Genomic DNA, 13235 nt, shown 5'->3' with positions numbered 1-13235 from the left:
TTGGCCTTCCAACCCTGATAGAAAGATCCAAATCCAAAACTGGTTACACTGGGGTTTTGTTGTATGGACCGAATAGTTGTTCTCCTCGCGCCAACATGGGTAATCTTCGAAAAGCGCTTGATAGAGCCCTTCCATCAATTTTACCATCCTTCTTGCTCCACGTCGCGCCCCGGGCTTTTCCGCTATTGGTGGTCGACGCACGAGCTTGGACAAATGATCGACAATGTCCACAGACTAATCAGTCGTTTGGCTTGAAAGTGTTACAGCAACCATATCTATGTCTTCATCTTCGATCGAAAAAGTCCTACCAACAAAGGGCCGGGATAAAGGTGTTTATAGGTACCTTACTGGGTTTCAGAATCGGAAAACACCATTGGAAAAGAGGGCCGTTCTTAGCCCCTGTCTAGCAACGTTTAAACAGAATAGCCTCCACTTAGCCCGTTTCGCCAGGTCTTACCAAGCGGTCAGTAACTAACGAATCCCTGAGTTCCCCAATTGGCGAGTTGTTGCTACATCGGTCCTCTCAGCTATGGCATGTTCCCTGTATTTTCGTTATAATACAAAAAGGATTTCACTTACTCTTCCTAGGAGGGGATAATGTGCCGGTTAACATAGACCCCGTTCTGATTGATCTGGGTCCACTCTCCATTCGTTGGTACGGTGTCTTGGTCACTGCAGCCCTGTTGATTTCAATGTTTGTTACGGAATACTATGCCAAGAAGCTCGGCCAAGATCCAGATAAGGTGGCCGATCTTTATGTGCCCATGATCTTGGCCATTATCATTGGGGCCCGTTTGGGACATGTGGTAACCAATTGGGAATACTACAGTCAAAATCCTTTGGACATCTTCCGAATCTATAAAGGCGGACTGGCCTCCCATGGAGCCTTCATCCTCACCGTCATCGTCGGGGTCTTCCTTTCCCGCCGCAAGGGACTTGACACCTGGTCCCTTGCCGATGCCATCGCTCCATGCATCGCCATTGGGCACATCTTCGTCCGGCTAGGCAACTTCATCAACGGTGAACTTTACGGCTCATCCACCAATCTCCCCTGGGGCATAGTCTTCCCGGGCACCTATACACCCCGTCATCCGCTTCAGTTGTATGAGATCATCACATCGGTGATCCTGCTGGGGCTAATCATCGGGTTGTTCCACCGGCGCCGCTTTCCGGGACAAGTGTTTCTCCTCACCCTGATTTACGTCTCGGTGGTTCGAGCCCTCTTGGACATTCTTCGCCCCGAGTTTCGGGTCACCCAGTACTTATCCTTAGGTCAGATCGCCAGTATCACCACTGCAGTGGTAGCCCTGATTTTGCTAATCTTCCAAAAAAGGAAGCATAGACTAAGATCAAATCTTGGAAAGGAAGCTGACCATGTCTGAACTTGCCACGCGATGGAGTCAAAATGACAAAGTCCTCTTCATTGGGGACAGCATCACCGACTGCGGAAGACGGAGTTGTCCCCAGGGACTAGGTTCCGGTTATGTCAGTCTAATTAACAACGTAGTCACCATCGCAGCTCCCCAGCTGAACATCGAGATCGTAAACCGGGGAATCAGCGGAAACACCAGCCGGGATCTTGTACGCCGGTGGGAAAGTGATGTCATCGCGGAAGCCCCCGACTGGCTCTACATCATGATCGGCATCAATGATGTGTGGCGTCAGTTGGAAAACCGCCATGAAGAAGCTGTTTTGGTCGACGAATTCGAAGAGAACTACCGGACCATGTTGGAGACCACCTTGGAAAAACTACCTAATTGCCGCATTCGGCCCATGGAGGCCACGGTACACGGCGAGGATCTCACCAGCGAAGGCAATGCCTTGCTGGCACCATACCTTGAGGTCATTCACAGACTGGCGGACAAGTATGGTCTGACGGTGGTACCCACAAACCAAGTCTTCCGGCAGAGCATCCAGACGCGTCCAAGCCTTAAGCTCACCACCGACGGGGTACATCCTAACGCCTATGGCCACGCGTTGCTCGCCCTTACCATCCTAGGGACAAGCGGTCTTACCGTTTAAAAAAAAGGCGGGGGCACCCCCGCCTTTATCATCTGTTACTCCTCATTTACATCCTATCGTAGAACTCCGCTACCGCCGCAAAGAAGGCATCGATATTCTCCCACTTCGACATAGGCGGGATATCGCAGCCAGAAGAGATCACAAAGTTTGGATACCGATGGCATCGCTCCAACAGGGACAGGGTAGCTTCCCGTATCGACTCGGGAGTACCATTGCGGAACTGTCCCGCCGGATCAATGTTCCCCATGGCAATGGTCTCCGGCGGAATGCGCTGCATCATTTCTTCCATATCAATGGCATTACCAAAGTGATAAGCCGCTGCGCCTGTGGCCAGGATGGTATCCACGATCCTCAGTACCGCATTGCCACAATTGTGGTAGATGACGATGAAATTCTCATCCTGCACTGCATCAACGATCCGCTTCACATAGGGGGTATGAAACTCCGCCGACATATCCGGGGAAAGGAGGCCTGCCAAAGGTTCTGCCATTACCACACCGTTTGCTCCCGCTTCTTTGTAAGCCTGGCAATATTCGATCTGGAAGTTGGTGACAATATCCAATAGACGATGAACCAGCTGAGGATCCTCCCAGCTGCGCACCATGATCTCTGTCACATCCATCAACCGCCCGGCTAAAGTATAGGGACCAATAATGCCAGCGAACACCGGTCGGTCGGTGATCAGTTCCAGAGCCTTTTTGCAGGCCTCAATGTAGAGGCCGGTGCGTCCATCGCCCACCTTGGGAATCTGAAGACTGTCCAAGTCTTCATGGGAAGTAATGGTTTTCCCCACCACCGTCGGCACTTCATCGTCGGAAACACGGATCTCGGCGCCAAAACATTCCGCCTCTACCGACAGGTCCATCATGCTCACAGAGGCAGCAGAGTCGGTATGATCCGCCACGTATTTCATCCCTTCAGCTTGGCGGTCCTTGTTGGAAATGAGCTCTGCGACAGTGATACCTAGTTTCTGAACGGCTGGAAACGAAAGAATGGGCATCGCCTTCTTCCGTGGAGAAGTCCGCATTTGTTCCAACCAGTCCATCATATTCCGTTTCATACTCGCATACGACCACCCGGTAGGATTTCTACCGGGGATGGTCTAGCCCCCCTTTCAGACAGTTGGTCAGATATATACTCCATGTAGAAGACTACAATAATCTCTCATAATTTCTTGCGTTAATCTTTTCGTCCTTATGGTATCACAGGCGGAAAACAAGGGCATGAGAGCATTTTGCGATTCCTGGTACATTCTTGTGGTCAGAGTTCAAGAACAGGTTTCCATGGCAAAGATTGCCTGTCAAAGATCGAACAAAGGGGGAGTTATCGTAAACGGTAAAGGGATTTGCCTTTGAATACTGGATGGAAAGCATTGAGGGAACAAAAAAGTGGCGCCCCCGGCAGGAATCGAACCTGCGCATCGAGGTTTAGGAAACCTCTGCCTTATCCGCTTGGCTACGGGGGCGCATGAGCTGTTTATATGTTACCATAGCCGTCAGGAGAAATCAACGTCAAAAATGGAGTGAAAACAGAAGGGCCCCTGAGCCTCCAGAAAGGATCAGAGAACCCCTCTCCTTTCTCAAAAGGAAAAGCCGGCTCTAATGTAAAACTCGAAGGGAGCGCTGGCGTCCATCCCCACCGCGACCCCCACTGCCATGGTAGACTTGTAAAGATATTGATAGACCGTCTGAAGGACCAGCTCGCCACCAATGGCCGTATGTAGCCCGCCGAAGTCCACATCCCAAGCGTTGCCCCCTTCGACAAAGACCACCCCAGTCAGCTGATCGAAAACACCCCGGCGAATATCCATCAATTTGCGTCGATACTCCCCGGTAATAAGAACAGCCTTGTTCCCTCGGAACAGGTCTGTGGGATAACCCCTCAAGTCGAAGGCAACATCGCCGATATAACCTCCACCCACAGCAAACATCTCCGCGGTGGGACTGTAGGCGGCCTCGGAAGCAAACGCCAAAGTCCGATCCTGATCCAACCTAATCTTCCGCTGGTAGTGTCCAAACAGGGTAAGGCCGGATCGCTCCGGATGCTCTTTCCAGGCCCCTTCCACCACTAGGTTGTTGGTGATGATATTTTCGTCCTTACCACCAATCCAGGTGGAGTTCAGGGTAGCATGGGCCCGCTTGAACTTAATATCCCATTCCGCAAAATCAAGATACTGAGCCTGGTACCCCAATGTGAGATCAGTCCCCCGCAACAACTGCAAGCAAAGAGGGATCCCCAATTGCACATAAAAGCCGCCCATCCTCTTCTCTGCTAACACTCCCAACTTGCTCAGTTGCAAAGTCACGATGGGCGCCCGGGGGAGTCTGCTTAGCCTTTGCTGGTACTCCAAATTCAACCCCAGGGTCGCTGGTCCACCAAGGAGAAAGTCAAGGTAGTAGGTGCGATCTCCCAAAGCGTCCATGCCCATTGTCACAAAGCCAAGGGCTATCCCCTCACTGGTGAAACTTAGGGTGGGCGAAATAAACTTGGGTGCCAGACTGTCCCAGGGGTTATAGGGCTGAATCGGCAAGTCGAGATCCTTGCTCGGCAAAGGATGTCTGCTGACCAAGGTGTCCGCCTCCAGCAAAACTCCTGCTGTCGGTTCTTCCATCACCACCGAGACCCACTGTTGGGGCATCAAGGGCGACATGTAAAGATCATATCCGGCGGCAGAATACCCTACATAGGCAATGTTGGTACCGTCGGGGGAGACAGTGGGCGCAAAGGCTCCGTATAGCAGATTAGTCACTTGCCATGTCTCGCCGGTTTTCGGGTCCAGAGCATAGAGATTAAAAACTCCAGTGCGATCGGAGGTATAAACCAGCCACCGACCATCGGGGGTCCATACGGGGTCCAAGTCCGCACTGGGGCCCGTAACCAGGGGACGAAGCAGTTTCTCTGCCACATCATACTCATAAAGATCATACCCGGACCCATAGCTCCACAGAGAGATCACCAGGCGATCCCCTTGGGGCGACCAGCTAAGTTTGGCCACTTGCACACTCTCGTCCACCGCCAGCATGGGCGTACTGGTGCCGGTAGTCAGGGAATAGCTCCAGATTTCAGTCTTGTACCCAAAGCGCCTGATGTATGTAATTTCATCGCTGCCCGGACGCCAGCTGGGACTATCAGCCCGTTCTCCAAAGGTCAAACGTTCTTCGCGGCCCGTTACCAGATCGAAGATGTACAGATCATTGAACTCCTCTGTGAAGTCATAGTAATCCAGCTTCGGATAGACCAGTTGAGTGCCATCGGGACTCCAGCTATAATCACCCGTAAGGCCGATATATCCCGGGACCAGCTGCTGGTCTTTACCTTCTTCCAGGGAAAATAATCGCAAAGCAGGAAGCAGTCTTCCATAGGCCACGTAGGCAAGCTGTCTTCCTGCCGGGTCAAACTTTGGATGCCCCACCATGTACCCATGGAAAGTAAGCTGCTGGGCTGGGGTAAGGCCCTGGGCAGTAATCCCTCTAGCCTCTTCCCGGTAATACTCCTCCAATTCCAAAAGCCACTCCTCCCAAAGCTCATCTAAGGTGTGGCCGGTCAGTTCTGGGAAGATGGGTCGCGGATCCACAAAGGCCTTGTTCACTGCTTCCCAGCTCATATCTGCGATGAACCCCTCACCAAACCGGGCGACTAAGTAACTGATAAACCTGCTGCCAAAAAGATAGGGGATCGTCCCCCGGGGCCATTCTTCTAGAGTATAGGCCCCAGCGGCCTCCTCCAGGGAGGGGATCGCACCCGCAAGAATGGCCGCCCGCATATACATGTCATAGATCGAACCCTCGGCCCTGCCCCCGGAGGTATATTTCGATTCCTGGAAAATGGCAGTACCCTCCAACATCCACAAGGGCAAGGCACTGTTAGGATGGGTAACAAGGGGCAGTTTTCCAAGGATATCTCTCACGACCAAGATCCGGTCTGTCGCCATATCCGTCTGCAAAATATGGGTGTATTCGTGGAACAGCACATAGCGTAACCATTCTTCGGTGCCTACATCTAGGTCCCCGCCGGCAGCGGGGTAAATCAAATTGATGCCAATCACATTAAACAAGAAAGAATTGGCGTAGCCATTGGCCAGATCCGTATTGTCAAACAGCACAATATGGGTCTTCTCCCGAGGACTATACCCAAACTCCGCAGTGAGGGTGGCGTGCACCTCCTCGGCGATCATGGCGGTCCTAAGTGCATATTCCTCGTAACCTTCGCCAAAGTGAATCTTAAAGTGTTCCGTTTCCACGGTGGACCACTGGGCAAAGGCCGGTTGGACCAAGCAGAGGAAGAGAACAACTGGCAATAACTTGGGAAAACAGGAAAACAGGCTGCGAAGGCCTGCAACGGTAGTTCTGGGAGGAACCGGCATTGAATTCATCGTCCTCACCCCTATGCAGCGTTGTTCGACGAATACCTGTAAAGACTTCCTTACAACAGCCCCCAAAGGGGCTTCGGGAAGTCACCCTGTCTCGGGTCCCGATTGGAATCCGCCCAGGACCAGTTGAAACCGTCCTCTTGGTCGTACATGATATACTTCCTGGGAACCAAAGCGATGGTCAAACAGGGTGATTCCTGCCAGCTAGTTCTTCAACAGGAAAACACCGATACTCCATTAGTAATTCTCTAGTCAGTCATTCTACTCCTGTCCGTCGACGAAACTCACGATTTCTTCCACACCACGCCGTGGTCTTTCCGCCCCTATTTTTTCAGGATAACCAATAGGGATAATGGCCACGGGCCTCCGTCCAGAGTCCAGCCCCAAGGTCTCCTGGACCCCTTGTTCCTGAAAGGCCCCCACCCAACAGGTACCCAGTCCGTAGGAGGTGGCCGCTAACATGATCGCATAGGTCAGATTGGCCGTATCCTGCAGACAGTACAACTCTCTACCCCGGGCTCCATACCGGGCGGCAGAACGCTCCGGTTCGGCGCAGACCACCAGTACCACCGGAGCTTCCTGGACGAACCGCTGCCCTAAAGCAGCTTGGGCCAGCGCGATCTTTTTTTGCTGGTCGGTGACCACGTAGATGTGCCAGGGTTGTAGGTTACCGGCACTGGGGGCACGCAGGGCAGATTGAATGATCTCCATCAACACTTCCCGGGGAACTTCCTTGGTAGAATACTGACGGATGCTTCGCCGTTGTTTGATGGCTTCGATGCAACTGAGGCTCATGGCTAACCCTCCCACTGCTAAGTACTCTTACTTAAGTATCTTTCCTTCTTGCGGCAATTTTCCTGCTCAAGATGCACAAAGTGGTAAATTACTTCGTAACACAAAGGATACTGGACAAAAGGGCATCCAAAAGGTAGGATTTGAGGTAGAAAACTGACAGGAGCTGGTTAGAGATGCGCGCCTTCTATGCCGTTGGCCTTTGGGACTTGCTGGATATCAGTGAGCTTCATCAAGACTTTCACTGGAGTCAGGAAGTACGTTGGGTACGTCAACCCCATGTGCATCTTACCTTGAACTTCCTGGGGGAGATCACTCCGGCCCAGGTTTCTTCAGCCTCTGCTCTGCTTCAAGAAACCGCAGCGACAGTCTCAGCCTTCCATCTGGAGTGGAGTCGAACCGGGGTTTTTCCCAATTGGCACCAGCCGCGAGTACTGTGGGTGGGGTTGAAACCCGCCAGCGAAAGGATCGTGATACAGCTGTCAAAAGCTTTAGGAAACCACCAACCAAAGCCCCACGTCACTATGGGCAGATTGCCCAAGGGAGGCTCGCCAGAATTACTGGATCAATGGAGGAATTACAAGATCACTTGGCCTAGCATCCCCGTCACCAAGCTATTGTTGGTGAAAAGCACCCTGACCCGAGAGGGACCAATCTACGAAGTGGTTGAGGAAGCGTCCTTGGGGAAATAACCTCCCAGACGGTCATTTATCCAGTCTTGCCAGGAGCCAGGGAAGAACTAGACCGTAGACCATGGATGTCACCCCATCGGCGACGGTGGTAACGGGCGAAATGATCAGTAACGGAGAAAACTGAAACAGACTTACCACAACGTAGGAGGAAAACCAAATCACCAGGCTGAAGAGTACCCCTTTGAAATACAGGGCCCGGGAACTAGTAAGAAGAACGAAATAGGCAAAAAGGATCCCCATGACCCCCGCAAAGAGTAGGTGCCCCGCATGGCCGATGATCCGCGACAAAAGACTGCCTGCTTCATACCCGTTAATCAAAATGGCAGCCCAGTCCCGATAGAGAACTTCGGTAAAACCAAGATACGTGAGTATTAGGTCGGGGATCGTCATCGCCACACCCGCCCCCAACCCCGAGATAAAGCCTCTGAGCACACGGTCCTCAACAACCATCAGGTTCCCACACCCTTCACAAATTGCTCTGCCTCTGTAGTATCTACCAGCCGGCAACTGTTCTATGCCTGATAGAGCCCGTGCATAAGGAAGATTTCGCAAACACATCGGTCCTCTTTTTAGCTAGTCAAGGTCATCGTCGCAGGGAAAAATGAAGTTAACCATTGACAAAGGACAGACCATAGGTTATATTGATAATGATTACTATTACTGGTGATGGAGGTGCGGTGATGGCCAAGATTCACGAGGTATACAAGTGTGAGATCTGTGGAAACATTATTGAGGTAGTATTTGCAAGCCAGGGACAGTTGGTCTGCTGCGGTCAACCGATGACTTTACAGGTGGAGAACACGGTAGACGCCTCACAGGAGAAGCACGTACCGGTAATCACTAAGATCGATGGTGGAGTTCGGGTCACTGTCGGAAGCGTTGAGCATCCTATGATCCCTGAGCATTACATCGAATGGATTCAAATCATCACCGAAGACGGGAAGTCCTACCGGAAGTTCCTTAAACCCGGTGAGCCGCCGGTGGCGGAATTCTGTGTCGATGCCGAAGTGGTCACTGCCCGGGAATACTGCAACCTGCATGGTCTTTGGAGAGCAGATGGTCCCTAGGTGGTAGAGGAGGTTCGGAGGAATTGCGGGATGATTCCCAGCCACGATTAACCAAACAACGGCGAATCATCCTCGAAGAGTTGCGGAAAGTACAGACTCACCCTAGTGCCGATGAGGTCTATGAGATGGTGCGCAAAAGACTGCCGAAGATCAGTCTGGCCACTGTCTATCGCAATCTGAACTTATTGTCGAGCTGTGGGCTCATTCGGACCTTGACGTCGGCCAGTTCCCAAATGCGGTTTGACGGCAATCCGGAAAACCACTACCATCTACGGTGCGTCAAGTGCGACCGAATCGTGGATTTGCCCATAGAAGTGTTTGCCGGGCTTGATGAGTGCGTGCAAAACACTACAGGTCATGTAGTGTTTGAACACAACCTTGAGTTTCAAGGTATTTGTAGAAGTTGCCATGAACATCATCACAACGAAGGGAGATCAGATCATGTCGTTGAAAGGCACAAAAACTGAAAGGAACATCTTGACTGCTTTCGCTGGTGAGTCCCAGGCACGAAACCGCTATACCTACTTTGCCAGCCAGGCGAAGAAGGATGGATATGTACAGATTGCCGCGATTTTCGAGGAGACTGCTGATCAGGAGAAAGAACACGCCAAGCGGTTGTTCAAGCTGTTGGAAGGTGGCGAAGTAGAAATCACCGCCAGCTTCCCCGCAGGCGTCATCGGGTCCACGGCGGACAACCTCTTGTCCGCGGCCCAGGGTGAACAGTACGAGTGGGAGGACATGTATCCCACCTTTGCCAAGGAAGCTCGGGAAGAGGGCTTTGAGGAAGTAGCCGCGGTCTTTGAAGCTATTGCCGTATCCGAGAAGTTCCACGAGAAACGTTTCCGTGCCTTGCTGAACAATGTGGAAACCGGCAAGGTGTTCGCCCGGGAAAACCGGGTGGTCTGGCGCTGTCGCAATTGTGGATATCTCCACGAAGGCAACACTGCTCCAGAGATTTGCCCTGCCTGTGCTCATCCCCAAGCACATTTCGAGTTGCTCTGCGAAAACTGGTAAGTCTAAAGGCCCCGAATCCGGGGCCTTTTTTCCCTTCGTTAAACCCTCATTCTGGGTTAACACAAGCTCCACATCGCTAGGAAAGATGAATGTTACCTTTGTTCCCACCATCCTATACGGGGATACTGGTACCACCTTCGCTGGCCTTTTCCGCCATCGGCCCGGCAAATCTCACCCGGTTTGTCCAGACGAAAGGTGCCATTGCTTGGGGCTAGATTCCCCCTGAATATTGATGACGCCAATTGGCCCAGAGCAAAAAGCCAATGTCGATCGTAAACCAGACGGTGTCCGGACCAAATCTCGCAAACGGACACCGTACCCAGCAACAGGAACATCACCAGGGAGACTTTCGGAGAGGTCCTCCGTCCTTAAGAGTTTAGCTGGTTCAATAGCCAACGGAGGCTAAACTCGTATCCTCCTTTGGGATCGGAACCTTCATATTCCACGCACCATACACCGTCATAGCCCACATCCTTCAGGCACTTCATCGCGAAGACCAAATCGATCTCGCCCTCGCCCAAAGCGGTGCCCCGATACTCTCCTCGGGTACCAAAGCCGTCCTTCAGGTGGGTATGGAGGACGTAGGGAGCGATCCGTTGGTATACGCTATGGAGTTCTGACAAGTCATACCCGAACCAGCGGTAGTTCATGGTATCCAGGTTAGCTCCGATATTGGGGGACTTCACCGCCTCAAAGACTTGCAGTTGTATATCCACACTATTGGTCACTAACCCATGGTTGTCCACCGCTAGGTAGAAACCTTCGGTCTCCACGAAGCTCTTAAGTTTAGAAAGACAGCCGGCAATAGCCTCAGCCCACTGCTCTTCCGGGACCCTTTCCTTCGGCTGCCCTCCTTCGGTGCGGATCACGTCAGTACCCAAAAGGCGAGCCAGGCGACACACCTTCTTCATTCGCTCCACTTGGTACCTTACCGCGTCCTCATCGAGTACAACGAAATCGTTGTAGGCGGCCAAAGCAGATACCTGCAGACCACGCTTCTCCAACAGGGCTCTCACCTCATGGGCACGCCGCTCCGCTTCCAGATCGGACTCCTTGCCTTCTGCCCACACATCCCCGATGGACAACTCCACATACTTGTAACCTGCCTGTTGTGCAAAGTCCGCGAACTCCTCTAGGGTTTTCCCCGGCGCATTGTAATGGATAATGCCGACTTTCGCCATCTAGGTCTCCTCCTCGGTAGATCATATTAACTCTAATATTGTTCTCGAGCTGCTCCAGTATTCCTGCCAGCCATAGTTCACATCCCTTGTCCCTCATGGTCATCGCTGGCCGCTGACTCCGCTGAAGATTGTTCCCAATCCCTGATCATTTCCACAAACACCTTTGCTAACTTCGGATCGAACTGACTGCCGGCACAGGCCATGATTTCCTGCAAAGCCTCTTCGGTGATCATTTTCTCACAATAGGGCCGGCCACTGGTCATCGCTTCAAAGGCATCCACAATGGCCACGATCCGGGCGGAAAGGGGGATATCCTCTCCCTTCAGTCCCCGGGGATACCCTCTCCCATCCCAGCGCTCGTGATGGGAAAGGATTCCTTCGGCCACCACAGCCAAGTCAGGGGAAGCAGTGGCGATCCGATAGCCAATCTCCGGGTGTCTTCGGATGATTTCCCTTTCTTCCATCGTCAGCTTGCCTTCCTTCATGAGGATCTCCTCGGAGATAGCCACTTTGCCGATGTCATGAAGTAACGCCAGCAAGGACACTTCGTCCAACTGCGCACCGGAAAGCCCCCACCGTTCCCCCAAGGCTACCGCCATCTGCTGCAGCCTCCGGGCGTGGTGCTCCGTCTCGTGGCTCTTCTCACCCAAGGCCCGTTGCAGAGAGGTCACCAGGGCACTCTTATTGCTGAGGGCTTTATTCATTTTCCGTTGATACATAGCGTCTTCCGCGGCCTTGATGACCTCGTCTATGCTTTCTTCTTCCCGTTCCTTTACCGCATAGCCCACGGCCAAACTGATGTAGAAGGGGACGAAGCCTTCTTCCTCACAGGCCTGTTCGATTCTAGTGCAGATCTCCCGAAGTCTCGCCTCGGTGGTATGGGGCAATAACGCAACAAACTCGTCACCGCCCCAACGTCCAATAGTATCGGTGGGATGACAGGCCTCCTGAAGGATCTGACCCACCCGTTTGAGTAGAACGTCCCCCTGTTGATGGCCTAGGGAGTCGTTAATCACCTTCAACCCGTTCACATCGGCCATCAGCACTCCCAAAGGAAGACTGGCCTCGGTGTCCAGCTCCTTCAGTTTCTGTTCCAGGAAGGTCCGATTATACAAACCGGTGACGGGATCATGGAAGGTCAAGTACCGCAATTGCTCCTCGGCCTGCTTCCTTTGGGTGATATCCCGCGCATATACCAAGGCACCCCATTCCGCCTGGAACTGGATGGGTACCGCAGCCACTTCCACATCCACCCGGGTACCATCCACCTGCAGAAAGACTTCCTCGTTACGGGGGACCCGTTCCCGTTCCACATTCAACTTGTGTAGCCGTTGGGCTACAGTCTCCTTGTATTCCGGGGCGATTCTGTCCAGCACCGGTTTTCCAATGAGTTCCTCTGGCCTGGTAACTCCAAAAAGACTCAACGCGGCATCGTTGAGGTAAGTGAACTTACCGTCGATCTCCACGAAGATCGCATCGGGAGCCAGTTCCACCAGTTTGCGGAACCGCTGCTCACTGTTCTGCAGTTCTACCTCTGCCTGCTTACGCTCGGTAATATCAACCATATTGCCCAATACTTTGGCCACTTTGCCCTCATGATCAAAGACAGCATAAGCAACCACCCGCACCCAGCGGGGGTCACCGTCCACGGTCGTCATGGGCAATTCCAGATCATAGGGAGTCCCTGTCATCTGACAACGGAGAAAGGCCCCTTCGATGATGGTCCGTTCCGGCTCCGCAAAGCATCTGAAACTAATCTCCATCAATTCCCTAGAAGACAAAGAGACATTCTCCGGGTCCAAACCATGGATCCGATAAGTCTCCTTAGTCCATAGCAATCGCTCTTCTTTCACATCCCATTCCCAGCCCCCCAATCGGCCTAGGCGCTGGGCATCCTCCAACAATTGGGTACTCCTGCGCAACTCCTCTTCGGCCAGTTTTCGGTCGGTGATGTCGTCGAAAATCACGGCTAACTGATCATCGGATGTTGAATAAAGACTGACGTAGTAGTATCGCTGTAGGGGGGCAAAATACATTTCTATGGTTCTTGGCTTCCCGGTACGCAATACCTCGTCGCTAATCCCAAGCAACCCTGTTT

12 protein-coding genes and 1 tRNA gene are annotated in these 13235 nt (G+C 52.6%); 6 read left to right on the top strand and 7 right to left on the bottom strand.

What is annotated here, in order from left to right:
• Window positions 1-599 precede the first annotated feature (599 nt).
• Both lgt and GXX57_04600 read left to right on the top strand, forming a co-directional pair.
• Window positions 600-1382 carry a prolipoprotein diacylglyceryl transferase gene (lgt, locus tag GXX57_04605; protein HHV43933.1) on the top strand — a complete coding sequence of 261 codons (783 nt, stop codon included), beginning with the start codon at window positions 600-602 and terminating at the stop codon, window positions 1380-1382.
• Window positions 1375-2022 (top strand): SGNH/GDSL hydrolase family protein, encoded by a 648-nt coding sequence (locus GXX57_04600; GenBank protein HHV43932.1) that lies wholly within the window; start codon window positions 1375-1377, stop codon window positions 2020-2022. The genes lgt and GXX57_04600 overlap by 8 nt, the downstream gene beginning before the upstream one ends.
• A gap of 46 nt (window positions 2023-2068) precedes the next feature.
• Here the strand turns inward: GXX57_04600 and GXX57_04595 are convergent, their stop codons facing one another.
• The 4 genes from GXX57_04595 to GXX57_04580 all read right to left on the bottom strand — a co-directional run bounded on the left by GXX57_04595 (window position 2069) and on the right by GXX57_04580 (window position 7186).
• Window positions 2069-3082: a methyltransferase gene (locus GXX57_04595; protein HHV43931.1), complete on the bottom strand. Its 1014-nt coding sequence runs from the start codon at window positions 3080-3082 to the stop codon at window positions 2069-2071.
• A gap of 329 nt (window positions 3083-3411) precedes the next feature.
• Window positions 3412-3487 (bottom strand) — tRNA-Arg (locus tag GXX57_04590).
• 114 nt (window positions 3488-3601) lie between these two features.
• Window positions 3602-6394 (bottom strand): hypothetical protein, encoded by a 2793-nt coding sequence (locus tag GXX57_04585; protein ID HHV43930.1) that lies wholly within the window; start codon window positions 6392-6394, stop codon window positions 3602-3604.
• 258 nt (window positions 6395-6652) lie between these two features.
• Window positions 6653-7186 carry a nitroreductase family protein gene (locus tag GXX57_04580; protein HHV43929.1) on the bottom strand — a complete coding sequence of 178 codons (534 nt, stop codon included), beginning with the start codon at window positions 7184-7186 and terminating at the stop codon, window positions 6653-6655.
• Window positions 7187-7359: 173 nt separating this feature from the next.
• Between GXX57_04580 and thpR the strand changes: the two genes are divergently transcribed.
• The gene (thpR, locus tag GXX57_04575; GenBank protein HHV43928.1) at window positions 7360-7875 is read left to right on the top strand and encodes an RNA 2',3'-cyclic phosphodiesterase; all 516 of its coding nucleotides are present in this window, start codon (window positions 7360-7362) and stop codon (window positions 7873-7875) included.
• Between the two features lie 12 nt (window positions 7876-7887).
• Here thpR and GXX57_04570 read toward each other — a convergent pair whose 3' ends face one another.
• On the bottom strand, window positions 7888-8307 hold the full coding sequence (locus GXX57_04570; protein HHV43927.1) for a hypothetical protein: 420 nt from the start codon (window positions 8305-8307) through the stop codon (window positions 7888-7890).
• Window positions 8308-8555: 248 nt separating this feature from the next.
• Here GXX57_04570 and GXX57_04565 point away from each other — a divergent pair, with 248 nt between their 5' ends.
• The 3 genes from GXX57_04565 to GXX57_04555 are packed head-to-tail and all read left to right on the top strand — an operon-like array spanning window position 8556 to window position 9956.
• Window positions 8556-8942, top strand: a complete 387-nt coding sequence (locus tag GXX57_04565; GenBank protein HHV43926.1) for a desulfoferrodoxin — start codon at window positions 8556-8558, stop codon at window positions 8940-8942.
• A gap of 23 nt (window positions 8943-8965) precedes the next feature.
• Window positions 8966-9409, top strand: coding sequence for a transcriptional repressor (locus tag GXX57_04560; protein HHV43925.1), 444 nt, complete (start codon window positions 8966-8968; stop codon window positions 9407-9409).
• Entirely contained in the window at window positions 9381-9956 is a 576-nt protein-coding gene (locus tag GXX57_04555) for a rubrerythrin family protein (GenBank protein HHV43924.1), read from the top strand. Before GXX57_04560 ends, GXX57_04555 begins: the two co-directional genes overlap by 29 nt.
• 368 nt (window positions 9957-10324) lie before the next feature.
• Here the strand turns inward: GXX57_04555 and GXX57_04550 are convergent, their stop codons facing one another.
• Together GXX57_04550 and GXX57_04545 are read right to left on the bottom strand one after the other, a co-directional pair.
• Window positions 10325-11137, bottom strand: a complete 813-nt coding sequence (locus tag GXX57_04550) for a sugar phosphate isomerase/epimerase (protein HHV43923.1) — start codon at window positions 11135-11137, stop codon at window positions 10325-10327.
• A 77-nt stretch (window positions 11138-11214) separates the two neighbouring features.
• Window positions 11215-13235 (bottom strand): diguanylate cyclase (locus GXX57_04545; GenBank protein ID HHV43922.1); only part of this gene is annotated, 2021 nt, incomplete at its 5' end.

This window comes from Bacillota bacterium, from assembly GCA_012839765.1.
In the GTDB taxonomy this organism is placed as follows: Bacteria; Bacillota; Limnochordia; order DUMW01; family DUMW01; genus DUMW01.
This window is presented reverse-complemented; position numbering and strand designations above follow the sequence as displayed.

Coding starts and splice junctions, on each gene's coding strand:
- GXX57_04600 (HHV43932.1), top strand. CDS start 1,375: ATGTCTGAACTTGCCACGCGATGGAGTCAAAATGACAAAGTCCTCTTC.
- GXX57_04595 (HHV43931.1), bottom strand. CDS start 3,082: ATGAAACGGAATATGATGGACTGGTTGGAACAAATGCGGACTTCTCCA.
- GXX57_04585 (HHV43930.1), bottom strand. CDS start 6,394: ATGAATTCAATGCCGGTTCCTCCCAGAACTACCGTTGCAGGCCTTCGC.
- GXX57_04580 (HHV43929.1), bottom strand. CDS start 7,186: ATGAGCCTCAGTTGCATCGAAGCCATCAAACAACGGCGAAGCATCCGT.
- thpR (HHV43928.1), top strand. CDS start 7,360: ATGCGCGCCTTCTATGCCGTTGGCCTTTGGGACTTGCTGGATATCAGT.
- GXX57_04565 (HHV43926.1), top strand. CDS start 8,556: ATGGCCAAGATTCACGAGGTATACAAGTGTGAGATCTGTGGAAACATT.
- GXX57_04550 (HHV43923.1), bottom strand. CDS start 11,137: ATGGCGAAAGTCGGCATTATCCATTACAATGCGCCGGGGAAAACCCTA.